Annotated in this window: 24 protein-coding genes; 20 read left to right on the top strand and 4 right to left on the bottom strand. The window is 75.4% G+C overall.

The window, feature by feature from the left end:
* Positions 1–3: 3 nt before the first annotated feature.
* The 17 genes from ACFV0Q_RS13430 to ACFV0Q_RS13350 all read left to right on the top strand — a co-directional run bounded on the left by ACFV0Q_RS13430 (position 4) and on the right by ACFV0Q_RS13350 (position 20,550).
* On the top strand, positions 4–3,198 hold the full coding sequence (locus ACFV0Q_RS13430; protein ID WP_385004647.1) for a hypothetical protein: 3,195 nt from the start codon (positions 4–6) through the stop codon (positions 3,196–3,198).
* Positions 3,195–3,929 (top strand): DUF4255 domain-containing protein, encoded by a 735-nt coding sequence (locus tag ACFV0Q_RS13425; protein WP_385004645.1) that lies wholly within the window; start codon positions 3,195–3,197, stop codon positions 3,927–3,929. The genes ACFV0Q_RS13430 and ACFV0Q_RS13425 overlap by 4 nt, the downstream gene beginning before the upstream one ends.
* Complete coding sequence (locus ACFV0Q_RS13420; RefSeq protein WP_385004643.1) at positions 3,926–6,034, top strand: ATP-binding protein; 2,109 nt, start codon at positions 3,926–3,928, stop codon at positions 6,032–6,034. Before ACFV0Q_RS13425 ends, ACFV0Q_RS13420 begins: the two co-directional genes overlap by 4 nt.
* A 172-nt stretch (positions 6,035–6,206) precedes the next feature.
* Positions 6,207–7,769 carry a phage tail sheath family protein gene (locus tag ACFV0Q_RS13415; protein WP_385004641.1) on the top strand — a complete coding sequence of 521 codons (1,563 nt, stop codon included), beginning with the start codon at positions 6,207–6,209 and terminating at the stop codon, positions 7,767–7,769.
* A gap of 50 nt (positions 7,770–7,819) precedes the next feature.
* On the top strand, positions 7,820–8,260 hold the full coding sequence (locus ACFV0Q_RS13410; protein WP_190184833.1) for a phage tail protein: 441 nt from the start codon (positions 7,820–7,822) through the stop codon (positions 8,258–8,260).
* Positions 8,257–8,760 (top strand): hypothetical protein, encoded by a 504-nt coding sequence (locus ACFV0Q_RS13405; RefSeq protein WP_385004639.1) that lies wholly within the window; start codon positions 8,257–8,259, stop codon positions 8,758–8,760. The genes ACFV0Q_RS13410 and ACFV0Q_RS13405 overlap by 4 nt, the downstream gene beginning before the upstream one ends.
* A complete protein-coding gene (locus ACFV0Q_RS13400; protein ID WP_167739575.1) occupies positions 8,757–8,915 on the top strand; it encodes a DUF6760 family protein in 159 nt (52 codons plus the stop codon). Before ACFV0Q_RS13405 ends, ACFV0Q_RS13400 begins: the two co-directional genes overlap by 4 nt.
* Before the next feature lie 4 nt (positions 8,916–8,919).
* On the top strand, positions 8,920–12,201 hold the full coding sequence (locus ACFV0Q_RS13395; RefSeq protein ID WP_385004637.1) for a hypothetical protein: 3,282 nt from the start codon (positions 8,920–8,922) through the stop codon (positions 12,199–12,201).
* Positions 12,202–12,244: 43 nt separating this feature from the next.
* Positions 12,245–12,670 carry a phage tail protein gene (locus ACFV0Q_RS13390; RefSeq protein WP_385004635.1) on the top strand — a complete coding sequence of 142 codons (426 nt, stop codon included), beginning with the start codon at positions 12,245–12,247 and terminating at the stop codon, positions 12,668–12,670.
* 72 nt (positions 12,671–12,742) lie between these two features.
* The gene (locus ACFV0Q_RS13385) at positions 12,743–13,477 is read left to right on the top strand and encodes a LysM peptidoglycan-binding domain-containing protein (protein ID WP_385004633.1); all 735 of its coding nucleotides are present in this window, start codon (positions 12,743–12,745) and stop codon (positions 13,475–13,477) included.
* A complete protein-coding gene (locus ACFV0Q_RS13380; protein ID WP_385004631.1) occupies positions 13,474–15,291 on the top strand; it encodes a VgrG-related protein in 1,818 nt (605 codons plus the stop codon). Before ACFV0Q_RS13385 ends, ACFV0Q_RS13380 begins: the two co-directional genes overlap by 4 nt.
* Positions 15,292–15,367: 76 nt before the next feature.
* Positions 15,368–15,685: a PAAR domain-containing protein gene (locus ACFV0Q_RS13375; protein ID WP_385004629.1), complete on the top strand. Its 318-nt coding sequence runs from the start codon at positions 15,368–15,370 to the stop codon at positions 15,683–15,685.
* The gene (locus tag ACFV0Q_RS13370; RefSeq protein WP_385004627.1) at positions 15,685–16,107 is read left to right on the top strand and encodes a GPW/gp25 family protein; all 423 of its coding nucleotides are present in this window, start codon (positions 15,685–15,687) and stop codon (positions 16,105–16,107) included. The genes ACFV0Q_RS13375 and ACFV0Q_RS13370 overlap by 1 nt, the downstream gene beginning before the upstream one ends.
* A complete protein-coding gene (locus ACFV0Q_RS13365) occupies positions 16,107–18,080 on the top strand; it encodes a putative baseplate assembly protein (RefSeq protein WP_385004625.1) in 1,974 nt (657 codons plus the stop codon). The genes ACFV0Q_RS13370 and ACFV0Q_RS13365 overlap by 1 nt, the downstream gene beginning before the upstream one ends.
* Entirely contained in the window at positions 18,077–18,643 is a 567-nt protein-coding gene (locus tag ACFV0Q_RS13360; protein WP_385004623.1) for a phage tail protein, read from the top strand. The genes ACFV0Q_RS13365 and ACFV0Q_RS13360 overlap by 4 nt, the downstream gene beginning before the upstream one ends.
* Positions 18,644–18,656: 13 nt before the next feature.
* A complete protein-coding gene (locus tag ACFV0Q_RS13355; protein WP_385004621.1) occupies positions 18,657–19,508 on the top strand; it encodes a hypothetical protein in 852 nt (283 codons plus the stop codon).
* A gap of 277 nt (positions 19,509–19,785) precedes the next feature.
* Positions 19,786–20,550: a zinc ribbon domain-containing protein gene (locus tag ACFV0Q_RS13350; protein WP_385004620.1), complete on the top strand. Its 765-nt coding sequence runs from the start codon at positions 19,786–19,788 to the stop codon at positions 20,548–20,550.
* Between the two features lie 3 nt (positions 20,551–20,553).
* On the opposite strand, the gene ACFV0Q_RS13345 is transcribed toward ACFV0Q_RS13350, so the two are convergent.
* Positions 20,554–21,066: a PadR family transcriptional regulator gene (locus ACFV0Q_RS13345; protein ID WP_385004618.1), complete on the bottom strand. Its 513-nt coding sequence runs from the start codon at positions 21,064–21,066 to the stop codon at positions 20,554–20,556.
* A 94-nt stretch (positions 21,067–21,160) separates the two neighbouring features.
* On the opposite strand from ACFV0Q_RS13345, the gene ACFV0Q_RS13340 reads away from it, so the two are divergent.
* Complete coding sequence (locus tag ACFV0Q_RS13340; RefSeq protein ID WP_385004616.1) at positions 21,161–21,721, top strand: hypothetical protein; 561 nt, start codon at positions 21,161–21,163, stop codon at positions 21,719–21,721.
* On the opposite strand, the gene ACFV0Q_RS13335 is transcribed toward ACFV0Q_RS13340, so the two are convergent.
* Positions 21,711–22,307: an HAD family hydrolase gene (locus tag ACFV0Q_RS13335; RefSeq protein WP_385004614.1), complete on the bottom strand. Its 597-nt coding sequence runs from the start codon at positions 22,305–22,307 to the stop codon at positions 21,711–21,713. The two genes, ACFV0Q_RS13340 and ACFV0Q_RS13335, sit on opposite strands and share 11 nt — an antisense overlap.
* Positions 22,308–22,314: 7 nt before the next feature.
* Positions 22,315–23,070: a DeoR/GlpR family DNA-binding transcription regulator gene (locus ACFV0Q_RS13330; RefSeq protein ID WP_385004612.1), complete on the bottom strand. Its 756-nt coding sequence runs from the start codon at positions 23,068–23,070 to the stop codon at positions 22,315–22,317.
* A 75-nt stretch (positions 23,071–23,145) separates the two neighbouring features.
* On the opposite strand from ACFV0Q_RS13330, the gene ACFV0Q_RS13325 reads away from it, so the two are divergent.
* Positions 23,146–24,339 carry an MFS transporter gene (locus ACFV0Q_RS13325; RefSeq protein ID WP_385004610.1) on the top strand — a complete coding sequence of 398 codons (1,194 nt, stop codon included), beginning with the start codon at positions 23,146–23,148 and terminating at the stop codon, positions 24,337–24,339.
* A gap of 29 nt (positions 24,340–24,368) precedes the next feature.
* On the top strand, positions 24,369–24,716 hold the full coding sequence (locus ACFV0Q_RS13320; RefSeq protein WP_385004608.1) for a protease inhibitor I9 family protein: 348 nt from the start codon (positions 24,369–24,371) through the stop codon (positions 24,714–24,716).
* On the opposite strand, the gene ACFV0Q_RS13315 is transcribed toward ACFV0Q_RS13320, so the two are convergent.
* The gene (locus ACFV0Q_RS13315) at positions 24,700–25,887 is read right to left on the bottom strand and encodes a S8 family peptidase (RefSeq protein ID WP_385004606.1); all 1,188 of its coding nucleotides are present in this window, start codon (positions 25,885–25,887) and stop codon (positions 24,700–24,702) included. The genes ACFV0Q_RS13320 and ACFV0Q_RS13315 overlap by 17 nt on opposite strands.
* Positions 25,888–26,213 lie beyond the last annotated feature (326 nt).

Below are 26,213 nucleotides of genomic sequence, written 5' to 3'. Positions count from 1 at the left end.
GTGATGGGCACGGGTGACTCCGGCAGTCGGCGATACCGCTGGGGAAGAGCCGGCGCGCCGCTGCTGTTGCTGGTCCCCCTGCTCGCGGTGACGGCGGCGGCCGGGCCGGGCGACGCCGCGGGGCGGCCCGTCGCGGCCGACGCCGGGAACAGCAGGGTCGTGTACGCCGGTACGCGCCACCGCAGCCTGGGCCGGGTGGCGTCCGGCACGTCCAGCACCCCGCTGTTCGGGGAGGGCCCGGTCCACCAGGACCTCCAGCCCGCCGCCCTGGGCGATCAGCTGGTCTTCGCCAGCCGCCGCGACGAGCGGAACCCGCAGGTCTACCTGCGGTCCGCGGACGGCTCGGTACGCCGTCTGACCAGCGGAATGGACGCGGCGAACCCGCGGCTGACCCCGGACGGCCGGTCGGTCGTCTTCGACGCGGTCCAGCCCGCCGGGCCCGGCGGCGGCGTCCAGCGCGACCTGTGGCTGGTGCGCACCGACGGCACCGGCCTCACGCGGCTGACGGACACCCCCGCGAACGAGGAGCACCCGACGGTCTCGCCGGACGGCGGCCGCGTGGCGTACTCCTCCGACGTCGACCGGGCGACCGGCCGGCAGGTGTACGTACGTCCCCTGCGGGGCGGCGCGGTCACCCGCGTCTCCGACCCGGGCGCCGGCGCGGCCACCGAGCCGGTGTGGAACCCGGTGGACGACGCGGTGAACCGGGACATCGTCGCGTACACGGCGACGGGACCCAACGGGCCGCGCCTGTGGTGGACCGACGGGCGCGGCGGCGGGCCGCTGCTGGTGGGCGCGCAGGCGGGCTGGCGTACCCACGGGGCAGCCTGGCTGCCCGACGGGGACGGGCTGCTCTTCCTCAGCCCGGACCGGACCTGTTCCTGCGAGGGCGACTGGGACCACGTGTTCCGGGCGACCGCGCACTCGGACAAGGTCCCCGACGTGGTGCTCAGCGAGGACCGCGAGGTCGGCTCGCCGACCTGGCTCGGCCCGCTGCAGGGCGGCGGCACGGTGGTCGAGCGGATCTCGGCGGGCGGGCCCCACGTGGTGACCCTCCAGGACGCCCGGATGGACGGCTCCGACCCCCGCGACCTGAACCTGCCCATCCTCAAGGAGGATCCGGCCGCCGACACGAACACGGACCCGGCCAAGGACCCGCTGTTCACTCCGGCCCCCGGCTTCGACCCGTGGACCGAGCGGCAGAACTACACGCCCGACGGGCGCCGGATCGTGCTGACCCGCTTCGAGGACACGCCGGACGGCCGGATCGAGCGGATCTGGATGGCCGACGCCGACGGCACGAACGAGGCGGCCCTGCCGCTCGCGGGCCGCGGCCCCAAGGACTGGGACACCGACCCGACGTTCTCCCCCGACGGGAAGTTCCTGGCCTTCACCCGAACCTCCCCGGGCGGGGTCGGCGGTGACACGGGCCTCGCGCGCATCCTGATCGCGGACGCGGCCACCGGGGCGATCCGCGGCGAGATCACCCCGCCCGCCGGCCAGGACCGGCTCGGCGACGCCCAGCCCACCTGGTCCTCCGACGGCACGACCCTGGCCTTCACCCGCAACCACGTGATCAACGGCCGGGGCGGCAACAAGCACGTGTGGACCGCGCCCGTGGACCACCTGGACCGGCAGCGCGACCTGAGCGCGGCCATCTGCCCCGGTGCCTGCGAGGTCATCGACGACAGCCCGGCGTTCTCACCGGACGGCGTCACCATCGCCCTCAACCGCAAGAAGGGCGGCGGCCGCCTCGACGAGAGCGGCGGCATCCTGCTCACGTCCGCGACCGGCGGTTCCTGCCGGGTCCTGCTGCCCACCGCCGCCCGCGACGTACCGGGGGCCTGCGGCCGGGAGCTGCCCGACACCCCGGCCGACGGACCCTTCCAGCCGCGCGACGCCGCCTGGACGGCCGACGGCAAGAGCCTGGTGCTCAGCGCCCGCGGCTCCCGGGCGCCCAACAGCCCGGAGAAGCTGAAGCTGGTCGACGTGGCCACCGGCGCGCACGGCCTGCTCGTCACCGGCCTGCCGGGCCGCCTGAAGGAACCCGGCGTCCAGCAGTCGGTGGACCTCGCGGTGCGGGCGCCCGACAAGGCGGCGCCGGTCACCGTCGGCGACTCCGCCACCGTCCGGGTGGAGGTCGTCAACCACGGCCCGGCGGCCTCACCGGGTACCCGGCTGACCGTCTCGCCGCCCGTCGGCGTCACCGTCACGGGGCTCACCGCGCCCGGCGCCACCTGTGACGCGGCGGCGCTGACCTGCGCCCTGGGCGTGGTGCCCCCCGGCACCACCGTCCCGGTGACGGTCACCCTCACCGGCGTCACCCCCGGGGACCAGCCCGTGGACTGGTCGGTCACCGGTAGCGTGCTCGACCCCCGCCCCAGCGACAACACCGACCGGACGGTGGTGCCGGTGCGCGCGAAGCCCGACCCGCCGACCTCGCCGCCGCCCACGCCGACCCCCACCACGCAGCCGCCGACCTCGGCCCCGCCGACGGTCACGCCGCAGCCGCCGACCACCACGCCCCCGCCGCCGCAGCCGCCCGTGCCGCCGGCCGGGCCGGGGCTGAGCCTCACGGCGCAGCCGAACCCGGGCTACGTGGGCGGCCGCGTCGTGGTCACGTACACCGTCAGCAACGGCCGCAACGCGCTGGCCACCGGTCTGCGGCTGCGCATCGGCCTCCCGGCGGGCATCCCCCACGACGGGCCGCCGCCGGGCTGCGACCAGGCCTGGACGTGCGCACTGCCGGACCTGGCCCCGGGTGCCCGGACCGTCCTCCAGGTCGTCCTCAGCCCCGACAAGGCCCTCACCGGCCTCCTGACCGGCGCGCTCACCACGACCGGCACGGACGCCGACCCCGGCGACAACAACGCCCGGCAGCAGCTGCGCATCCTCCAGCCGCGCATCGTCGCGGTGCCGCCGATCGGCAGGCCCGGCTTCGTCACCTCGGTGCGCGGCGAGGACTTCCCGCCCGGCGTGCCGGTGCGGTTCACATGGAAGCCGGGCATCACGGCGTCGGCGGCGCCGACCGTGCCCGGGCGGGACGGCCGGTTCATCGGCCAGCTGCTGATCCTCGCCAAGGACCAGACCGGTCCCCGGATCATCATCGCGAGCGGCCCCGGCTTCTCCCCGGTGCAGACCGACTTCCTGGTCGTCAACGGCACGGTGCAGCCCCCGGGCGAGGTGACCCGCCGGTGATCCACGAGGTCGACGAGGGGCTGCGCCGGCTGCTGGCGGAGTCCGGTCTGGAGGCGTCGGGCATCGAGGTGGTGTTCGACGCGCCGACGCGGGACTGGGCGGCGCGCCGCAGCGCTCCCACGGTCTGCGTGTTCCTGTACGACGTGCGCGAGGACCACACCCGGCGCGCCAGCGGCGGGGGCGAGGTGTACGACGCGGACGGGTTCCTCGCCGCGCGCCGCGCCCCGGCGCGGTGGTTCGAGCTGACGTACCTGGTCACCGCGTGGGCGAGCCGGCCGCAGGACGAACACCGGCTGCTCTCCCAGGTGCTGGCCTGCCTCGTGTCGACCGACTCGCTGCCCCCGCGGCTGCTCACCGGCTCGCTCGCCGAACTCGGCCTCATCGTGGGCATGGACGGCGGCGGCACCGGGCTCGACGCGCCCGCCGCCTCCGACGTGTGGTCGGCGCTGGGCGGGGAGCTGAAGCCGTCGCTGGGGCTGCGCGTACGGGCGCCGCTGGCCGGCGCCACCACGGCCGTCGCCCCGCCGGTGACCGAGGGGCTCGCCGTACGCTCCGAACCGCGGGCCGGACGGGACGGGCGGGACGGGCCGGACGGGCCGGACGCGACGCCGGAGGCGACGCGCCGGCTGCGCTACGTGGAGGTCGCCGAGCCGGGCCGGGAGGGCTTCGGCGGCTCCCGGGAACGGCCGCAGGCCCCCGCGCGCCGCCGCCGGGGGGAGCGCCAGCCGTGACGGACACCGCCCAGGCCGAGGCTCCGGCCCACGCGACCCCGTACCTGTGGACGCGGCTGCGGCTCGTCGAGGAGCGGGTCCGGCAGGCGGTGGCGCTGCGGCGCGCCGTCGATCCCGATCCGGACGACCCGTACCGGGGCCAGTACCTCACCCCCGAGGCCGTCGCCCGCGTCCTGGACGGGGGGCACGGCCCCGGCCTGCCCGCGCTCGGCCCGGACGGCCCGCCGCTCGGCTCCCCGCTGGAGGTCCTCGCCCGGCGCTTCGCGCTGGAGCCGCTGGACGTGGACCTGCTCCTGGTCGCCCTCGCGCCGGACCTGGACGCCCGCTTCGAGCGGCTCTACGGCTACCTCAACGACGATCTGACGCGCCGCCGGCCGACCGTCGGGCTCGCCCTCGAACTGTGCGGCCGCACCGGGGTGGCGGCGGCGCGGTTCCGGCTCGCCCCGGCCGCGCCGCTCGTCGCGGGCGGGCTGCTGGAGGTCACCGAGCCCGAACGGCCGCCCCTGTCGCGGGTGCTGGCCGTCCCGGACCGGGTCACCGGCCACCTGCTCGGCGACGCCTCGCCCGACCCCCGGCTGGCCGATCTGCTCGGCGACCCCGCCGACGACCCTGCCGTCGACCCGGCCGAGCTGCACCGGGCCTCCGCCGCGGCCGGCAGCGGCACCGGCCACGTCCACCTGCGGACCCGCGGCGGCGACGCCGAGGGCCTGGCCGCCGCCGCGCTCCGCGCGCGCGGACTGCGGCCCCTGGCCCTGGACGCGGCGGCGCTGCCGCACGACACCCGTGCCGTGCGGGAACTCGCCCGCGCGGTGGCCCGCGAAGCCCGTCTGCTGGGTGCCGGTGTGCTGCTGGGGCCGGTGGAGTCGCTGCCCGACAAGCCGGACGAGCGGACCCGCGTCCTGCGCGCCCTGTGCACGGTGCTGCGGGGCATCCCCCTGTTCACGTACGGAACGAGCGGCTGGGAACCCGCCTGGGCGGACGGCACCCCGGTCATGGTGACGGTGGCGGCGCCCACCCCCGAACGGCAGGCCGGGCGCTGGCGGCACGCGCTGGACCGCGCCGCCGGGGAACACGGGACGGGGAACAAGGGGAACAAGGGGGACGACGGGAGCGACGCCGACGCGCTCGCCCGGTCCGTGTCCGCGCACCGCCTCGACGCCGGTCAGCTGCGCCGCGCCGCCGACACGGCGGTGCGTACGGCCGCGCTCGACGGCCGCCCGGTCTCCCCCGCCGACCTGCGCACCGCCGTACGGGCCCAGAACGGCGCGGGCCTCGCCCGCCTCGCCCGCCGGGTGGAGCCCGCGGTGGGCTGGGACGACCTGGTGCTGCCCGCGCCCACCCACCGCCGGCTGCGGGAACTCGCGGTGCGCGCCCGCCACCGCGACCAGGTGCTCGGCCAGTGGGGCATGCGGCCCGGCGGCGGGCGCGGGCGCGGGGTGATCGCGCTGTTCGCGGGTTCCTCCGGTACCGGCAAGACCATGTCGGCCGAGGTCGTGGCGGCCGATCTGGGCATGGACCTGTACGTGGTGGACCTGTCCACGGTGGTGGACAAGTACGTCGGCGAGACCGAGAAGAACCTGGAGCGGATCTTCACCGAGGCCTCGGCCGTCAACGCGGTGCTGCTGTTCGACGAGGCCGACGCGATCTTCGGCAAGCGCTCCGAGGTGAAGGACGCCCACGACAAGCACGCCAACATGGAGTCGGCCTACCTGCTCCAGCGGATGGAGTCCTTCGACGGCATCGCCATCCTCACCACCAACCTCCGGGCCAACCTCGACGAGGCGTTCACCCGCCGCCTGGACGTGATCGCGGACTTCCCGGTGCCCGACGCCACCCAGCGCCTGGCCCTGTGGGAGCGCTGCCTGGGCACCCGGCTGCCCCGGGCCGGCGACCTCGACCTCGCCTTCTGCGCGGACCGCTTCGAACTGGCCGGAGGCTCGATCCGGGCCTGCGCGGTGACCGCCGCCTACTTCGCGGCCGCGTCGGGGGAGCCGCTGACCATGAGCCAGGTGGTGACGGCCGTGGCCCAGGAGTACCGCAAGCTCGGCCGCCTGGTCCTGGCGGGCGAGTTCGGACCGTACGTGGACCAGGTCACGCACGTGTGAGCCGGGCGGCGGCCGGGCCGGTCGGGCGTGCTGCCTGGACGGTCCGGCGGGGGCGACCGGGAGGGCAGCGCACGTGCCCCCGGCCAGGTCCGCACGCACCTCCCGTCGGCGCGGGCCGCCGGAAAGGCTGTGGACGGACCTGATGGCCTAGCCGTAACGCGAAGGAGCGAGCATGCCGACGTACCTCACCCCGGGCGTGTACGTGGAGGAGGTGCAGTCCGGTGCTCGACCCATCGAAGGGGTCGGCACCGCCGTCGCCGCGTTCGTCGGGTTCGCCCAGAGCGGGCCCTTCCACGAGCCGACGCTGGTCACCAGCTGGGACCAGTACACCCAGCACTTCGGCGGCTTCACCGAGGGCACCTACCTGCCCCACTCGGTGTACGGGTACTTCGCCAACGGCGGCGGCGCCGCCTACATCGTCCGCATCGGCGGATCCGGGGCCGGCGCCTCCGCACCGGCCGCCGCCGGCGGGCGCCCGCAGCCCCGCGCGGTGGAGCCGGTCGAGCTCGGCGGCTTCCTGGTCGCGGCCCGCCCGGGCGTCACCGGCGTGTCCGTGGAGATCGCCGCCGCGGACGGCGAGAACCCGCCCGAGGACCGCTTCAAATTCCTGGTCCGTCAGGGCGACCAGGTCGCCGAGACCTACGAGGCGTCCGCCCGCAAGAACGTCAAGGGCTACCTCGTCACGCTGGCCCGCGCCTCGAAGCTGATCGAGGTCACCGAGCAGCGGGGCGCGGCCCAGACCCGGCCCGCCGCCCAGACCGTGGCCGTCCCCGACGCCGCGTCCGGCGCGCCCGCCCCGGCCGGCCAGGGCGGCGACGTGGCCCGGCTCGACCCGGCCGAGTACGTCGGCGACGCGGGGGCCCGTACCGGCTTCGCCGGCCTGGAGACCATCGACGAGATCACCATGGTCGCGGTGCCGGACCTGATGAGCGCCTACCAGCGCGGCGACATCGACGCCGAGGGCGTGCGCACCGTGCAGCTCGCGGTGATCTCGCACTGCGAGCAGATGGGCGACCGGGTCGCCGTCCTCGACAGCCCGCCCGGGCTCTCCGCGCAGCAGGTCCGCACCTGGCGCAACGACGAGGCGGGCTACGACTCCCGCTACGCCGCCCTCTACTACCCGTGGATCCGCGTCTTCGACCCGGCCGCCGGGCACAACACGACCGTCCCGCCGAGCGGTCACATCGCCGGTGTGTGGGCGCGCAGCGACGCCGAGCGCGGCGTGCACAAGGCCCCCGCCAACGAGGTGATCCGCGGTGCGGTGGACCTGGAACTGCGCCTGAGCAAGGGCGAGCAGGACCTGCTGAACCCGATCGGCGTGAACTGCGTACGGGCCTTCCCCGGCCGGGGCATCCGGATCTGGGGCGCCCGCACCCTCTCCTCGGACCCGGCCTGGCGCTACCTGAACGTGCGCCGCCTCTTCAACTACCTGGAGGAGTCCATCCTCCTGGGCACCCAGTGGGTGGTCTTCGAGCCGAACGACGACCGGCTCTGGTCGAGCATCCGGCGCAACGTGACCGCGTTCCTGACCGAGGAGTGGCGCAACGGCGCCCTGTTCGGGCGTACGGCGGCGGAGGCGTTCTACGTCAAGTGCGACCGGGACAACAACCCGCAGGAGTCGATCGACCTGGGCCGCGTGATCTGTGAGATCGGCGTGTCGCCCGTCAAGCCCGCCGAGTTCGTGGTGTTCCGGCTGGCCCAGTTCTCCGACAGCACGAGCCTCGTCGACGAGTGACCCCCGGGTCCGCCAAGTCCGTTTTCAGCAGGGAAAGGTGACAGACAGTCATGGCAGAGGGCGATGCTCTTTCCACCCATATCTTCGGCGTACAGCTCGGTGGTTACCTGGTCGAATCCGTCCAGGAGATCAGCGGCATGACCGTCGAGGAGGAGGTGGTCGAGGTCCGTCAGGTCAGCAAGGACGGCAAGCAGATCATCCGCAAGCAGCCCGGCGCCCGCCAGGCGGGCGAGGTCACGATCACCCGGGGACTCGACAAGAGCAGCGAGTTCACCAAGTGGATCAAGGAGACCCTGAACAACGGGGCCGTCGACACCGCGCGGCAGAACCTCACCATCGAGATCAAGGACTCCACGGGTGAGACCGTCCGCCGCATCCAGCTGATGAACGGGTGGGCCTCCAAGTGGGAGGGCCCCTCCCTCAAGGCCGGCGAGTCCGCCGCGGCCACCGAGTCCGTGACCATCGTGTTCGAGGAGATCGTCGTCGAATGAGGCGGCGTACGGTTACGGCGGGCAACCTGGAGGAGATCCTCCAGGTCACGGCGCCCGCCACGGCCCCGGAGGGGGCTGCGGCACCCCCCGCCGCCGCCCCCTCCGCTCCGGCGGCGCGCCAGGACCACGGGCTGCGGACGGAGTTCGAGTTCGAGCTGCCGCGCGGGTACGTGGACGAGGCGGGCACCGTGCACCGGCACGGCATGATGCGGCTGGCCACCGCCCGCGACGAGCTGCGCCCGCAGATCGACCTGCGGGTCAAGGAGAACCCGGCGTACCTGAGCGTGGTGCTGCTCAGCCAGGTGATCACCCGGCTCGGCACCATCACCGACGTGCACGCCGGGGTCGTGGAGCGGATGTACGCGACCGACGTGGCGTTCCTCCAGGACTTCTACCGGCGCGTCAACAGCGAGGGCCACACCCGCGCGGCGGTCACCTGCCCGCACTGCGAGGGCGGCTTCGAGGTCGACCTCTCCGGTGGGCGCCTGGGGGAATCGTGACGTACGCGCTCCCCCGGCTCAGGGAGGAGATCGCGTACATCGCCTACCACTTCCACTGGCAGCGCGACGAGATCCTCGACCTGACCCACGGTGAACGGCAGGAGTGGGTCACCGAGATCGCGCGTATCAACACCCGGGTGAACGAAGGCGGTTGAGCAGATGGCATGGCGGGACAGGCTGCGCCGGCGTGCCGCGACGGCCGCCCCCGCGGCGGCGGCCGCCCCGGCTCCGGAGGCGGCTGCCGCCGGGCCGGCCGCCGGTGTGCCGGGCAGCGTGCCGGGGCCCGGCAGTGTGCCGGGCGACTGGGACGGCGGCTGGCGCATGACGGCGCCGCCGACGCTGACCGTGTCCCGCGCGCCGATGGGCGTCAGCGACGGGCTCGCCTTCCGGTCGGGACTGGCCGCGTGGCGCGACCCGTCGTTCGACACCGGACTCGCCCACGCCCTGCTGCCGACCGCCCCGGGCGGCCTCGTACGCGGCGTCGCCCGCCCCGCCACCGCCGCCCGGCCCACCCACGGCGGCGGCCCCCTGCTGCTCCGGGCCCTGCGACGCCCGGACGAAGCGGAGCCCTCGCCGGGGGCGGAGACGCCGTTCGAGCCGGTACGGCGGTCCGTCACCCCGCAGACCTCCGGCCGTACGCGGCCCGACGCGGGCACGCCGGGGCCGGTCGTCGCGCGGGCCACCGGCCGTGGCGGCGCGGGGTCCGCGACCCCGGGCGCGCGCGGCCCGGCCGCGTCCACGGAGGCCTCCGCGTCGGGCTCGCCGGGCGGGGGCCGGCCCGTGCTGGGCTCCTCCGTACCGCCTTCCTCCGGCGGCGACCGCTCGCCCGCCCCCGCCGTCGGTGGCGGCGCCGCGCCGGGCCCGGTCGTCGCGCGGGCCACCGCCCGTGGCGGCCCGGGGGCCGGGACGCCGGACGCGCCGACGCCTTCGCACCGGGCCCCGTCCGGGGCGGCCGCCCGGGGCGGCTCGGAGTCGACGGGCGAGACCGGTACCCGTGGCCTCACGCCCACCCACTCCGCAGCGGTGCTCGCTACGCCCGCTCCCGCCGTACAGCGGGCGGGCGGCGGCACCGCCGTGTCCCCGGACGCGCCCGGCCGTACGCCGACGCCCGCACGGTTCCCGCTGGTCCGCCGCATCGCGGTGGTCCCCGGAGCCTCCGCCGAAGGCGCCGTCGGGCGCACCCCCGCCTCGACTGGGTCCGGGTCCGTGCCGACCAACACCGGTGCCCGTCCCGGCCGTACGGGCGGGGAGCCGCCGGTCCAGCGGGCCTCGGCGGGTACCCCGGGATCCACCCGAGCCCCCGGCTCGGCAGGATCCGGACCCGCCGCAGCCCGCCCGGGCCGCACCGGCGGAGAACCGTCGGGCCAGCGGACCACGGCGGGTACGTCAGGATCCACGCGAGCCCCCGGCTCAGCCGGATCCGGATCCGCCGCAGCCCACCCCGGCCGCACCGGCGGGGAACCGTCGGCCCAGCGAGCCACGGCGGGAACGTCAGGATCCACGCGGGCCACCGGCTCAGCCGGATCCGGGTCCACCGCGGCACGTCCCGGCCGTACGGGCGGCGAATCGTCCGTCCAGCGGGCCTCGGCGGGAACGACAGGATCCACCCGAGCCACCGGCTCAGCCGGATCCGGATCCGCCGCAGCCCACCCCGGCCGCACCGGCGGGGAACCGTCGGCCCAGCGGGCCACGGCGAGCGCGGGATCCACCGCCATGGGTGCCCGCACCGGCGGGGAGCCGCCCGTCCAGCGGGCCGCGACGACCGCGTCCGGGGCCACGCCGGGCGTCACCCAGGCCGTGGTCCGGGTGCGTGCCGTCGGGCGGTCGTTGACCGTCGCCCAGGTTCCCGCAGCGCCCAGGCGTCGCGTGGCCGTCGTGCGTCCCGCCGGGCCCCTGGTCGCGGCCACGGACGTCCCGGCCCCGCCCGTGCAGCGTGCGGGCAGCCGCGCACCGCTCGGCGCCCCCCTGACCGAACTGCCGCCCACAGCCGTGCCGTCGGCGCCTCGGTCCGCCGCGGCCCCCGCCCCGGGGATGCCCGTGGTCCAGCGGCAGGCCGAGCCCCCGGCCGGCGGTCCTGCCACGCCCGAGCAGCGTTCCCCGCAGCCCGCCGTCCCGGCCGGCTCCGCCCGTGGGACCGGCCCGGGCGGGGCCAAGTCCCGCGTACGGAGCGGGCTGGGGGCGCCGCTGACCTCGTTGCCGCCGACCGCAGCGGTGCCCACTCCCGCGCGGCCCGTCTCCCGTGCCGACGTACAGCGCGCGCTCGCGCCCACCGACGCTCCGCGCCCCGGGACGCCGTCCGGGCCGCACGCCCAGGCCCCCTTGCTGGGAGGGAGCGACGACGTACAGCGCCGTACCGCCGAAGCCCCCGCCGCGCCGGCCTCCGCGTCCCACGGACCCCGGGGCAGCGGCCCGGCCGCGCCCCCGCTCGTCCAGCGGGCCGCCACCCCGCAGGACACCGGCGCCGCGCCCACGGCCGCGCACCGCGCGGGCAACCCCGGCACGCCCTCCGGGCCCCGGCCCGCTCAGAGTTCCTCACCGACCGGAAACACCGGCACCGGCACGGCGCCTACGGCTGCGCACCTCACAGGTGGGCCCGCCACAGCCTCCGGGTCCCGGCGGGCCGAGAGGCCGTCACCGACCGGGAGCACCCGTCCGGTTCCGCTCGTCGTCTCCCGTGCCGTCACCGAGCGGAGCGCAACCGCGGCCTCCGCGCCCCACCGCCACACCGTCCAACTCCTGGCGGCACGCCCCCTGACCCTCGGCAGCACCGGTGACATGGGGAGCGCGGCCGCCCCCGCCCACCGTCCGGCAAGCCGTCCCGTCGTCGCGGCACGCTGGCCGGGCTCGCCCACCGCCCCGCAGGTCCAGCGAGCGTCGGGCGGCCCGCAGGGGTCGACGCCCGCGCATGCCCCGGCCCCCGGCCACACCCCGCGCCCCGCCCCCGTCGTACGCCCGGCACCCGGCCCGTACTCGGCGCATGCGCCCGGCCCGCGCCCGGCGTCCGGCCCCCACCCGGCGTCCGCGCAGGGCCCCGCGTCCGCCACCCGCCTCCCCGTGACCGCCCCGCACGCGCCGCCGGTCGTGGTCCAGCCCTCCCTGGCCGGGCCCTCGCCGCAGCCCGTCCCCGTGGTGCGGCCCAGGGCGGCGGCCCCCACCGTCACCCCGGCCGCGACCACCCCCGCGCCACCGCCGGACCCGCCCCCGGTGCAGCGCGACACCGGCCCCGGCCGGGGCGGCGCCAAACCCGCGCCGACCAGCGTCCGGACCGCCCCGGCCCCGCCCCCGGAATCCGCCCGCCCCGGGACCGCACCACAAGGCGGCGGCGACCTCGACATGGACGATCTGGCCCGCCGCCTGCTCGACCCGGTCACCCGCCTGCTCCGCACCGAACTGCGGCGCGGCCGCGAACGCGCGGGCAGGCCCTTCGACGGCCGCCGGTGAGAACGCCGAGAACACGTACGAACGAGAAACGGACCACGGACCGATGACGGACAACATCTTCGCGACCAGCGTGTTCTTCCGGCTGGCGATCGGCGGCAACGATCTCGGCGCCTTCCACACCTGCTCCGGCATGGGCGCCGAGGTGGAGATCGAGAGCTACGCCGAGGGCGGCAACAACGGCTTCACCCATCAGCTGCCCGGCCGCGTGACCTGGTCGAACATCACCCTCACCCGGCCCGTCACCGCCGACACGGCGAAGATCGGCCGCTGGCTGGACGAGACGCTGCGGCGGGTCGAGCCCAAGGACGGGGAGATCGTGGCGCTGCGCCCCGATCTGAGCCGGATCATCAGCTGGCAGGTGTTCGGGATCGTCCCGGTGCGCTGGCAGGGCCCCTCCTTCGACCCCGCCAACTCCGCGGCGGCGGTGGAAACCCTGGAGATCGCCCACGAGGGTCTCCTCCCCTCCTGACCCTCCTAACCCTCCCGACCCTCCCGACCGCCCGCCCCGCCCCGCCCCCCGCTCCGGAAGGAACCCCACGGCATGGCCTCATCGGCACGCGCCAGCCGCGCCCGGGCCCAGCTCACCCTCAAGGAGCCCCCGGCCTCGGTCGGGGCCAAGCCCGGCGGGACGATCGCGAAGCTCGACCTCCAGTTCAACCCCTCCACCCTCCAGCTGGGCAAGACCACCGAGTGGCGGCGCACCCCCTCCCGGATGGCGGGCCAGTCGGCGCTGCCCGAGTTCGTCGGCAGCGGTCCGCGCACCCTGAGCCTGGAGGTGTTCCTGGACGCCACCGCCAAGCACGACAACTCGGTGGAGCAGGCGGTGGAGAAGCTGATGAAGGCGTGCGTGCCGACCCCGGCCAGCCTCGGCCGGAAGAAGCCGGCGAGCCCCTGGGTGCGCTTCGAGTGGGGCAGCGCGCGGACGACCTCGTTCGACGGGGTCCTGTCGAACCTCTCGGTCTCGTACACGCTCTTCGACGTGGACGGCAAGCCGCTGCGGGCCACCTGCTCGCTGTCCATCGAGGAGGCGAGCGTCGATCCGCCCGGCCAGAACCCGACGTCGGGCGCGCGCACCGCCCGCAGTACGCACACCGTGGTGGCGGGAGACAGCCTGGCGATGCTGGCCTGGCGCGAGTACGGCGACGCGACGGCCTGGCGGGCCATCGCGGAGGCCAACCGCATCGACGACCCGATGGCGCTCGTCCCCGGCTCCGAACTGGTGGTGCCGGGCCTGCAGGAACACCGGTACGGCGACGGCGAGGAGGAGCAGCGGTGAGCGGAACCGAATCCGGGGGCCGTTCGTTCGCGGCGGACCCGATCGTGGAGTCGCCCGGCGAACTGGCGCCGATCTGGGCGGCGCAGCTGGTGAGCTGTGTCGTGGACGAGAACGTGGGCCTGCCGGACACGGCGGTCCTCACCTACCGCGACCCCGACCACGAGTTCCTGCGCGCCACCGGCATCACCATCGGTACCCCGCTGCGGGTGTCGGTGATGACCGTGAAGGGGCAGGCGCGGGAGCGGCTGTTCAACGGCGAGGTCACGGCCCTGGAGATCGACCGGGACCGCACCGGCTCGTTCACCGTCGTACGCGCCTACTCCAAGGCGCACCGCCTCCAGCGCGGCCGCAAGGTGGTGGCGTACCGGAACATGACGGCCGCCGCCATCGTCCGCAAGGTGGCCGCCGGCGCCGGGCTGGGCGTCGGGAAGGTGGAGGCGGCGCCGGTCACGTACAAGCAGCTGTCGCAGGCGAACGTCTCCGACTGGGACTTCCTGCAGTACCTCGCGGGCGAGAGCGGCGCGCAGGTGCGCGTCGACGACAAGGGCCTGCTCCAGTTCACCAAGCCCACGAAGGCGTCCGGGGCGCCCGCCCCCTCGACGTCGGCCGTGCGCAATCCGATGGTCCTGGAGTACGGGCGCAACCTCCTCGCCCTGCGGGCCTCGCTGTCGGCCGCCGACGGCGCCTCGAAGGTGCAGGTGCGCGGCTGGGACGTGACCACGAAGCGGCCGCTGGTCGCCGAGCAGCCGTCCGTGGTCAGCGACACGGTGGTGCCGGGCCTCAGCCCCCAGTTCGCCGCCCGGTTCGGCAAGTCGACGGTGGCCGTCACCGACACTCCGTACCGTACGCAGGCCGAGACGACGGCGGTCGCGAAGGCGGCGGCCGACCAGGTCAGCGCCGGTTTCGGCGAGCTGGAGGCGGTCGCCGAGGGGAACCCGATGCTGCGGGCGGGCAAGCCGGTGGCGCTCGGCAACGTCGGGCAGGCCTTCTCCGGCCGGTACACGGCGACGGCCGTGCAGCACGTCCTGGAGCCGCACGGCGGCTACCGCACCACCGTATGGGTCAGCGCCAGCCCGGACCGTTCCCTCACCGGGCTGGTGACAGGAGCCAACGCGCCCGGGCGCGGCCCGCGCATCCCCGGGCTGGCGACCGGCGTGGTGACGGACGTGCGCGAGCCGAACGGCTCCCAACGCGGCGCGGTCCGCCTGAAGTTCCCCTGGCTGGACGACACGTACGTCAGCGACTGGGTGCGCACCGTCCAGTGGGGCGGCAAGGGCGGCGGCGGCGTGGTGAGCCCCGAGGTCAACGACGAGGTGCTGGTCGGCTTCGAGCAGGGGCTGCTGGACAGTCCGTACGTCATCGGCGGCCTCTACAACGGCGTGGACCAGCCGTCCCCGCACGACGTGCCGTTGATCGACAAGACCAGCGGCAAGGTCAACCGCCGCTCGGTGGTGTCGCGTTCGGGCCACCGCGTGGAGCTGCTGGACGCGGCGGCGCCGGGCCCCTCCGGGCTGCGGCTGGTGACCGGGGACGAGCGGCTCGAAGTACGCATGGACGACCGCCGGGACCGGATCGAACTCACCGTGTACGCGGGCCGGGGCCGCCCCCTGACCTCCGTCCTGCTGGACAAGAACGGCATCACGCTGGACGCCCGGCGGGGCACCGTGACGGTGTCCGGCCGGCAGGTGGACATCGACGGCACCGCCGGGGTCACCATCGGCGGCCGCTCGGTGCAGGTGAACGGAAAGACGGACGTCACCATCAACGGCGGCCTGCTCGGCGTCCTCAAGGCCCGGCTCATCCGGATCAACTGAGTTCCCTCCCAGGCCCCTTCCACGCCCCTCCAACGCCCCTCCCACACCCTTCGACCGCATTCCCTAGGAGCACCCGATGCCAGCCGCAGCCCGTACCGGTGACCCCACCAACCACGGTGGCCGGATCGCCACGCCCCCGCCCGGCGCCGCCGCGGCGGTGGCGACGGTGCTGATCGGCGGCCTCCCCGCGGCCGTCACGGGCAGCCTGCACGTCTGCCCGATCGTGCCGCACGCCGCCCTGGGACCGGCCAACGTACTCGTGCCCAACCCGGCCGCGGCCACCGCGGGCGTGGTGCTCATCGGCGGCCTGCCCGCAGCCCGGGCCCGCGACCAGACCGCCTGCGGCGCGATGGTCCTGACCGGCGCCCCGACCGTCCTGATCGGCGGTGTGTGATGAGCGAACGGTTCATCGGACGCGGCTGGGCCTTCCCCCTGCGCGTCGGACCGACCGGCGGGATCGCCATGGTCGAACGGGAACGGGAGCTGGAGGAGGCCATCCGCCTCGTGCTGGGCACCGCGCCCGGCGAGCGGCCGATGCGGCCCGACTTCGGCTGCGGCATCCACGAGTACGTCTTCGCCCCCGGCGACGGCGACACCGCCGGGCGGGTCGCCCAGCAGGTGCGCGAGGCCCTGGAGCGGTGGGAGCCCCGGATCGCGGTGGACGACGTCGTCGTGGCCTTCGACTCCGTCGACGCGGGCACCCTCTACATCGATGTGCACTACACGGTGCGCACCACCAACGACCGGCGCAACCTGGTCTTCCCCTTCTACACGATCCCCTCCGAGGAGGGGGCCGAGGAAATGGTCGCGGACTGATGGCCCTGCCCTCCCCCAACCTGGACGACCGGCGGTTCCAGCAACTCGTCGACGAGGCGAAGCGGTACGTGCAGCAGCGCGCCCCGGAGTGGACCGACCACAACGTCTCCGACCCGGGCGTCACCCTGATCGAGACGTTCGCGTACCTCGTGGACCAGCTGCTGTACCGGCTGAACCGGGTCCCGGACAAGAACTACCTGGCGTTCCTGGACCTGTTGGGCATCCAGCTGTACCCGCCGTCGGCCGCGGTGGCCGACGTCGACTTCTGGCTGTCGGCCCCGCAGCCCGAGACGGTGACGCTGCCCGCGGGGACCGAGGTGACGACGGCGGCCGGCGAGACCGAGGAGGTCGACGCCGTGGTCTTCGCGACCACCGACGACCTGCGGATCGTGCCGAGCGAGCTGACGCGCCTGGTCACCGCGCCCCGTACCGGCGAGGTGACCGACCGGACGGCGGCGCTCGCCGAGGGCCGCGACATCCCCTGCTTCCAGGCGGCGCCGGAGCCCGGCGACGCGCTGTTGTTCGGCCTGCCGACGGCGGTGCCGCGCTGCGTGGTCGCGGTGCGCCTCGACAGCCGCGTCGAGGGCGTCGGCGTCGACCCGCGCCAGCCCCCGCTGGTGTGGGAGGCGTGGGACGGCGGCCGCTGGCAGCGCTGCGAGACCGGCGACGACAGCACCGGCGGCCTGAACCGGCCCGGCGAGGTCATCGTGTACGTGCCCGCCGGCCACACCGCGTCGCTGATCAGCGGCACCCGCGCGGGCTGGCTGCGCTGCCGGGTCACCGAGGCGGAGCCCGGCCAGCCGTTCTACTCGGAGTCCCCGACCGTGCGCGAGGCCGCCGTCTTCACCGTCGGCGGCACCATGGCCGTGGAGCACGCCGAGCGCGTGGCCGACGTACCGCTCGGCGCGTCGGAGGGGGTGGCCGGGCAGACGTTCCGGCTCGGGCGGCCGCCCGTCCTGCTCGACGGGGAGCCGCCGGTCGTCGAGGTGTCCTCCCCGGAGGGGTGGCAGCACTGGGAGGTGGTCGAGCACTTCGGCCGCTCCGGGCCCGAGGACCGGCACGTGCGCGTGGACGCCACCACCGGCGAGTTCCTGTTCCCGCCGGTCCTGCGCGAGGCCGACGGCACCCTGCGCCCCTGCGGAGCCGTACCGCCCAAGGGATCCCAGGTCCGCGTGGCCCGCTACCGCACCGGCGGCGGCCCGGCGGGCAACGTCTCCCGCGGCGCGATCTCCGTGCTGCGCAGCTCCGTCCCGTACGTCGCCCGGGTCACCAACCGGGAGGCGGCGCGCGGCGGCGTCGCCGGGGAGACCATCGACAACGCCAAGCTGCGGGCGCCGGAGACGCTGCGCATGCAGGAGCGCGCGGTGACCGCCGAGGACTACGAGATCATCGCCCGCCAGGCGGCGCCCTCGGTGCGCCGGGTCCGCTGTCTGCCCGACCGGGACGGCGGGGGAGGCCCGGGCGCGGTACGGGTCCTCGTGGTGCCGGACGCGGTGGCCGACGAGGGCGACCGGCTGCGCTTCGAGCAGCTGATCCCCTCCGACCAGGTGCTCACCGCCATCACGACGACCCTGGACGAGCGGCGCCTGATCGGGACGCGCCTGCTCGTGGAGCCGCCCGTCTACCAGGGCGTCACGGTGGTGGCCCGGCTGTCGGCGCCCGAGGCGGACGCCGACCGGGTGCGGGACGCGGCACTGGCCGCGCTGTTCCGGCACCTGAACCCGCTGCGCGGCGGGCCGGACGGCACGGGCTGGCCGTTCGGGCGGCCGGTGCAGTACGGCGAGGTGTTCGGCGTGCTGCAACGCGCCATCGGGGACGTGCTGGTGGAGGACATCCGGATGTTCGCCGCCGACCCGATCACGGGGCGGCGCGGGGCTCCGGTCGACCGGATCGACATCGGGGCGGGCACGCTGGTCTTCTCGTACCAGCACCAGGTGGTCGTGACGGCCCGGGAGCCGGAGGTGCGCGGATGAGCCGGGCCGCCGTCCCGGGCCTGCCCAGCCGGTACCCGATCGGCGAGCAGCTGCCCGCGCTGTACGCCGAGGACGATTTCGCGCAGCGGTTCACGGCGGGGCTGGACACGGTCCTGGCCCCGGTGTTCTCGACCCTCGACAACCTGTCCTCGTACTTCGACCCCCGGCTGGCCCCGGCCGATTTCCTGTCCTGGCTGGCCACCTGGGTCGGCGGCATGGACGACCCCCGGTGGCCGGTCGGGCTGCGGCGCGAGGCGGTGGCCCGGGCGGTGGAACTGCACCGCTGGCGCGGGACCCGGCGGGGCCTGGTGGAGGCGCTGCGGCTGGTCCTCGGCGTTTCCGCCGAGGTCAGCGGCGACGGCGGGGCCGCGTGGTCCCGTACGGCAGGTGCGGAGCTGCCGGCCGCCCCGTCCGACGAGGTCCTGGTACGGGTCTGGCCGCGGCCCGGGGGCGAGCCCGTGGACGCGGACCGGGTGCGGGCGCTGCTCCGCACCCTGTGCCCCGTCCACACGGTCTGCCGGGTGGAGGTCCTGCCCGGCCCGCCCAAGGCTGAGGAAAGGTGACGGCGATGCGCGCGTGCCCCGTGTGCGGTGCCTCGAACGCCCCGACGGACGACTTCTGCGGCAACTGCGGCTCCTACCTCGGCTGGTCGGACCCCACGCCACCCCGAGCCGCCCCGGACACTCCGGACCCGGACCCGGACCCGGACCCGGTGCACACCACCCCGCCGCCACCCCCAGGCCCGGCGGCCGACGCCCCGGCACCGCCCGGTACGGGCCCGGCAGCCAACGCCCCGGCACCGCCGCCCGCGGGCCCGGCAGCCAACACCCCGGCACCGCCGCCCGCAGGCCCGGCAGCCAACACCCCGACGCCACCACCCGCAGGCCCGGCAGCCAACACCCCGACGCCACCGCCCGCAGGCCCGGCAGCCAACACCCCGACGCCACCGCCCGCAGGCCCGACGGCCAACACCCCGACGCCGCCACCCGCCTCCACGCCCCGTGCGGACTCGGCACCACCGCCGACCGGCTCCACGCCGCCCGCGGCTTCGACGCACGCCACCCCGGAGACGGCAGCCCCGCCGACCGGCTCCACGCCGCCCGCGGCTTCGACGCACGCCACCCCGGAGACGGCAGCCCCGCCGACCGGCTCAGCGCCGCGCGCAGGTTCGGGGCCCGCGGCCCCGGAGACCGAGGCTCTGCCGGCCAACTCCGCGCCGCCCGCAGGTTCCGGGCACGCAGCCCCGCCGACCGGCTCGGCACCCGCCGCAGCCCCGGAGACCGCGGCGTCGCCGAACAGCTCTCCGCCACCCGCAGGTGCGGCGGCCGACGCCTCCCGGGAGGGCACGGCCCCGGAACGGGCGGCCTCCCAGCCGACCCCGCCCGCGCCCGCCGACGCGGATCGGCGGCCGTCCTGGCTGCCCCGTAGGCGGTCCGCCCCGGCCGGGCCCACCGGCGCGGAGTCCGCCCCGTCCGCGCCCTCCGGGGGCGACCCCTCTCGGACGGAGCCCGCTGCGACGCGGACGCCGCCGCAGGCCGGTCCGGCAGGCGGGGAGGAGCCGACCGCGGCCTCCCGCCCCGCGCGCGGTCCGGAGCCCGCCCCACCGGCGCAGCCGGCTCCCCGGCCGCCCACCGCACCGCAGCCAGTGGCTCCGCGGGCGGCCACCCCGCCGCCGACCCCACCGCGGCCAGCGGATCCGCAGCCCGTGCGCCCCGCCAAGGCCGTCGCTCCGCGACCCGTCGTGCGGCCCGCCGCCGTGGGCGATGACGTGCCCGGGGTGCCGTGTCCCTCCTGCGGTACGCCCAACCCGCCCGACCGCCGTTTCTGCCGCCGCTGCGCGACGCCGCTGACGCCCAGCACCGTCCCGCCGCCCCTCCCCTGGTGGCGGACCGTCTGGCCGCTCCGCCGCCGCACCCGCGCGGGCTCCGGCCGGATGGTGCGCTTCCTCGTGATCCTGGCCGTCGTCCTGGCCCTGTGCGCGGGCGGGTTCCTCCTGCTGCCGGCCGGCCGCAACCTGATCGAGGACACCCGGGACAAGCTCGGCAAGAGCAAGGCGGTCACCCCGACCCGCGTCGAGGCGACCGCCGAGCTCCCCGGCCACCCGCCGGGCAGCACCACCGACGGGCTCAGCAACCGCTACTGGGCCGCACCGGCCCCCGGCGCCTCGGTGACGTACACCTTCGCCAAGCCCTTCCGCCTGGTCGGCGTGATCGTCACCAACGGCGCCTCCCCCACCCCGGAGGAGTACGCACGCCAGGGCCGGGCCCTCCAGATCGAGATGGAGGTGACGGCGAAGGACGGCGGGAAGGTCCGCAAGAAGCTCGCCCTGAGCGACAAGCCGGGCCCGCAGACCTTCCCCACCGGCATCAGCGACGCCACCTCGATCCGGCTGACCCTCGACGCACCCGCCGGACTGGACCAGGGCCGCCATCTCGCCCTGGCGGAAGTGGAGTTCTTCCAACGAAGCTGACGACTACCGGATCTGCCCGGCCGCCCACTCGGCCCACTCGCGGCGCATGGCGTTGAAGCGCAGGCCGTACTCCAGGGCGATGCGGCCGTGCACCGACAGGGTGTCGTCGCCCCAGTCGATGGACTTCTCCAGGGCGCGCAGCTCCTCGTACTCCCGCGCGGACATCTCCGTCAGCTCGGTGAGGTAGCCGCGCGCCTGCTCGGGCGTGAGCACGCCGAGGAAGAAGACCCGCAGCAGGAGGTCGCTGCGCGTGTTGCGGGTCGGCTTGGTCTCGGTCAGCCAGTGCCGCAGTTCGGCCAGCCCCTCGTCGGTGAGGGTGTATTCCTTGCGGCCGCGCGGGCCCTCCGCCGAGGCGCTGATCAGCCCGGCGGCGGCGAGTTTGGACAGTTCTGTGTACATCTGGCTCTGCGTGGCGGGCCAGACGTTGGCCAGCGAGGTCTCGAAGCGCTTGAGCAGGTCGTACCCGCTGGCAGGGCGCTCTGACAGGAGTCCGAGGAGGGCGTGTCGAAGGCTCATGCCCAACACCCTACCTTCCATCATTGACATGTCACTACTGGAGGTTCTAACTTCGACATGTCACAACAGGAATGTCGAGCCGGGGGTCACACCGATGTCGTACGTACGCACCTTCCTTCCGTGGATCGTCTTCGCCGTGTTCCCCTCCGCGCAGTGGCAGTGGGGCGCGCTCGCCGGCCTGGTCGCGGCGGTGGCGGTCACCGCGCAGCAGCGCCGGGCCGGGGCCGGCTTCGACGCGCTGATCATCGAGATCGGCTCGGCGGTCTTCTTCGCGGCCCTGACGGCCATCGCCTTCGCCGACCCCGACTCACCCGTCCACGCCTACTCGGCGGCCCTCTCCTCGGCCACCCTGGCCCTCATCGCCGGGGGCTCGCTGCTCGTCGGCAAGCCGTTCACCCTGGGCATCGCCAAGCGCACCACCCCCCGCGAGCTCTGGGGCATGAAGCCGTTCATCCGCATCAACGTCGTCATCACCGCCGTGTGGACCGCGGCCTTCACGGTCACGGCCGCAGCGCTCGCGGCCCTCGCCCACGCCGGCCAGGGCCACTCGACGGCCGCGACCCTCGTCCAGGCCGCCGGGTTCGTCCTCCCGATGCTCTTCACGGTCCGCTACGTCGCCGCCGCGCAGGCCAAGGCCAAGTCCGCTACCCCGTAAGGACGCGGCGCAGGGCGGCCGGGCCGGTGAAGAGATGGCCCCGGAGCCCCAGCGCACGGGCCGCGCGGATGTTCTCCTCGCGGTCGTCCACGAACAGAACGCGGTCCGCTTCGAGGCCGAGGGCGCGCAAGCACCAGACATAGGCGTCCGGTTCGGGCTTGGCGTGGCCGATGCGGCAGGAGAAGGCGCGCACCCCGAACAGGCCGAGCCAGGGGTGGTGCCGCTCGTAGTGCGCGGCGAGCTCCTCGGGGATGTTCGAGAGGAGCGCGATCGGCCGTCCGCTCGCGGCGAGTTCCCCGAGCAGCCCGACCATCTCCTCGTCGACCCCGCTCCAGCTGTCCACGTCCGCCTCGGTCAGCGCGGTGATGCGGGACGCGTCGAAGCGGACGCCGAGGGCCTCGGCGACGGCCCGCCAGTAGCCGGGCCCGGCGAGGTCGCCGCGGTCGTAGGGCGGACGCAGCGACCAGTACGCGTCCCAGAAGGCCGGGCCGGGCACCCCGGCGGTGGCGACGAGCCGGTCCCGCCCCTCGGGGGACTGGTGGCGGGCGATGACGCCGAAGAGATCGAAAAGCACCGTGTCGGTCATGCGGGGTTCACACCTCTCGTACGGTGACGCCCGCGGCCGTCAGCGCTTCGGTCGCGTCGGCCGGAGCGCCCCGGTCGGTGACGACGGCGTGCAGCCCGGACGCCGGGATGACGTGGGCCAGGGCGGTACGGGAGAACTTGCCGGCCTCGGCGACGGCGATGACCCGCCGGGCCGAGGCGATGGCGGCGCGCTTGACGGCGGCGTCGGCCAGGTCATAGGCGGTCAGCCCGTCGGCCACCGTCAGCCCGCAGCAGCCGACGACCGCGGTGTCGAAGCGCAGGGCCGCGAGGGAGGCCTCGGTCAGCGGGCCGGTCAGGGCGAGTTCCCCGCGGCGCGGCTGGCCGCCGGGCAGCAGCAGCGTCAGCTGCGGCGCGTCGGCGAGGGCGTTGGCGGCGTGCAGCGACAGCGGCATCACGGTGAGCCGCCGGTCGTGCAGGGCGCGCGCCACCTCCAGGCAGGTGGTCCCGCTGTCCAGGACCACCGACTCCCCGTCCGCGATCAGGGCCGCGACCTCGGCGGCGATGCGGCGCTTGGCGTCCAGCCCGTCCTGGGCGCGCAGCGCGAAGGGGGGTTCCTCGCCGCGCAGCAGCAGGCTGCGGGCACCGCCCCGGTAGCGCTCCAGTACGCCCTGTTCGGCCAGGGTCTCCAGGTCCCGCCGGATCGTCATCTCGGAGGCGCCGGTGAGCCCGGCCAGCTCCAGGACGCTGCGGCGGCCGCTCTCGCGCACCGCGTCGGTGATCTGCCTCAGTCGGTCTGCACTCATACCGCCCATTCAACACCCTCGGATGTTCGAACGCCAACCTTACGAACACAATCCATGTGCGTTATGTTCGTTCACATGCAGACCACGCAGACCACCTCCCTGCGGGCCGGACGGCAGGCCACCTTCGCCTTCTTCCTCCTCAACGGCTTCCTCATGGGCATGTGGATCGTCCACATCCCCGTCATCGAACGGCGCACCGGCATCGGCCACGCCCAGCTCGGCTGGCTCCTGCTCCTCCTCGGCGCCGGCGCCTTCCTCGGCATGCGCCTCGCCGGACCGCTCACCGACCGGCTGGGCGCCCGCAGGGTCCTGCCGGTGAGCGCGGCCCTGTGCGGCGCGGCCGTCCTGCTGCCGGGCCTGGCCGGCGACGCGCCCGCCCTGGGCGCGGCCCTGCTGCTGCTCGGGCTCGGCAACGGCACCCTCGACGTGAGCATGAACGCGCACGCCGTCCAGGTGGAGCGCGGCTACGGCAGGCCGCTGATGTCCGCCTTCCACGCCGCGTTCTCCGTCGGCGGGGTGCTCGCCGCGCTGGCCGGAGCCCTCGCGCTCGGCCGGGGCTGGAGCCCCGCCACCACCCTGGGCATCACCGCCGCCGGGAGCCTCGTCGTGACGGCCCTCGCCGCCCGCCTCCTGCTGCCCCACACGCCGACCGGCCCCGACCCGACGGCCACGGCCCCCAGCACCGCATCCCCCCGGCGGATCCGCATCCTGGCGGGTCTCGCCTTCCTGCTCATGCTCTGCGAGGGCGTCGCCAACGACTGGAGCACCCCGCACCTCAAGGACGTCCTCGGCGCCTCCGCCGGCACCGCGGCCCTCGCCTACGGGGCCTTCGCGACCGCCATGACCGTCGGGAGGCTGTTCGCCGACCGGGTGTCGGGGCGCTTCGGCCCGGCGGCCGTCCTGCGCGTGGGCTCCGCCGTCGGCGCGGGGGGCCTGGCCCTGGCCGCGCTCGCCCCGAACGCCCCGGTGGCGCTGGCCGGCTGGGCCGTGCTCGGCGCGGGCCTCTCCGGCTGCGTCCCCCAGCTCTTCAGCGCGGCGGGCCACGCCGACCCGGACGCCGCCGGGGCCAACGTCTCCCGCGTCGCGGGCCTCGGCTACCTCGGGATGCTCGCGGGCCCGGCGGTGATCGGCCCGCTGACCCACCTGGTCCCGCTCGACCTGGCCCTGCTCCTGCCGGTCGCCCTCTGCCTGGTGGTCACCGCCGCCTCCGGGATCCTCACCGGAGCGGCGGCTCAAGACGCGGCGCCGGTGAGCCGAAGGACCGGGTAGCCGCTGTCCCCGCCGAAAGGGAGTCCCCCGTGCGTCCGTTGCTGCGTACCGTCCTGACCGCCGTCCTGCTGCTCGCCGCGCCCGTGGCGGCGGCGCCCGTCGCCCACGCCGGGCCGTCGGTGACCGCCGATGCCGGGCGGACCGCCGAGCCGTACGTCGTCACCCTCGCCCCCGGCGCCGATCCCGAGCGGGTGATGCGCGAGACCGGCGTCACGGAGGCCCGGCACGTCTACCGCAGCGTGTTCGGGGGCTTCGCCGCCGACCTGGACGCCACCCAGCTGGCCGCGCTGCGGGCGCACCCCGACGTCATCGGCGTCGAGAAGGACGGCGATGCCGCCGGGGTGCCGGTGGAGCCGGGGGTTACAGGCCGCCGGTGAAGAGGAGCGCGTTCGGGCTGCTCTTGCTGACGCTCTTCAGGACGTCCTTGGTGGACTCGGTGTCGAGGAACTCGGAGATCTCCCCCGGGTCCGCCTTCGGGTGCGCGGCCTTGTAGAGGGCGGCGACGCCCGCGACGTGCGGCGCGGCCATCGACGTACCGTCGAGGGCCACGCTGCCGCCGCCGAGCTTCGCGGAGACGATGGCCTTGCCGGGCGCGTAGAGGGAGACGCAGCGGCCGTAGTTGGAGAAGTCGGTCTCCTCGTCGTACTGGTTGGACGCGGCGACGGTGACCACGCGGCTGGCGGACGCGGGCGAGATGTTGCAGGCGTCGACCGCGGAGTTGCCCGCAGCGATGACCGGCAGCACGCCCGCGTCGGTGAGGGCGGTAGCGGCGTCGTTCACGGCCGTCGACCTCTCTCCGCCCAGGGAGCCGTTCAGGACGGCCGGCTGCTTGGCGTTCTTGGCGACCCAGTCCATGCCCGCGATGATCCCCGACCAGGTGCCCTTGCCGTCGCAGCCGAGGACGCGGACGCTGACGAGGCTCGCCTTGCGCGCCACCCCGTACGTCTTGCCGCCGACGGTGCCCGCCACGTGGGTGCCGTGACCCTGGCAGTCCTGGCCATTGCGCCCGTCACCGATCGCGTCGAAGCCGAAGGTGGCGCGCCCGCCGAACTCGTCGTGGTTGTAGTCGATGCCCGTGTCGAGGATGTACGCGGTCACCCCGGCGCCGTTGCCCTCGACGGAGAAGTCGTTGTCGAGCGGCAGTTCCTTCTGGTCGATCCGGTCCTGGCCCCAGGAGTTGGACGGCGCCCGCATGCCGGAGGTCCGGCTCGGCGTCGGCACGGACTGGACCTTGGCGTCCTCCTCGACCGCCTTCACGCCCAGGCTGCTGCGGACGATCGTCAGCTGGAGCGGGGTCAGCGGGACGGCGAAGCCGTTGAGGGCCTTGCCGTAGACGAAGGTCGGCTTCAGGCCCAGCTTCTCGGCGGCCTTCGCCGCGTCCACACCCTTCTGCAGCGTCACGATGTAGTTGCCCGGCACGGCGTTGGCCGAGGTGAACAGCGGGGCCGGGGTCGGTTCCGGCGCGGCTTCCGAGGCTGAGGCCGAGGCGGCCGCCACCGGGGTCAGGGCGAGCAGGGCGGCGACGGTGACACGCATGAGCATGCGCATGGCGAAGCACTCCGATCAGGGAGGAAGGGGAACGTCCGTACCGAATCACCCCGGAACGATCACCGGAAGGGCATCGGGGGGTGTGGCGGGAGCTTCCCAGTCGTGAAATCGCAATGCGCTCCGCCATGTGAGGGCGGGCCCGGCAACCCCGCGGTCCGTCCGCTCCCGGGCGCGGCCAGGGGGTAAACGTTCCCCCGCACCACGGCGTTCGGCCCTGCCGCCGAACCCGAACGAGAGCCCCGCCAAATGGGTGACCATCCGTCACCTGGACGACCCCCCGGGGAATCAGCCCGGGTGACGAACGGCGGAAGCGGCGGGGTAGGTTC

This window comes from Streptomyces sp. NPDC059564 (genome assembly GCF_042735575.1).
Lineage (GTDB): Bacteria > Actinomycetota > Actinomycetes > Streptomycetales > Streptomycetaceae > Streptomyces.
The sequence above is the reverse complement of the archived record's forward strand: the minus strand, read 5'-3'. Positions and strand labels throughout refer to the sequence as shown.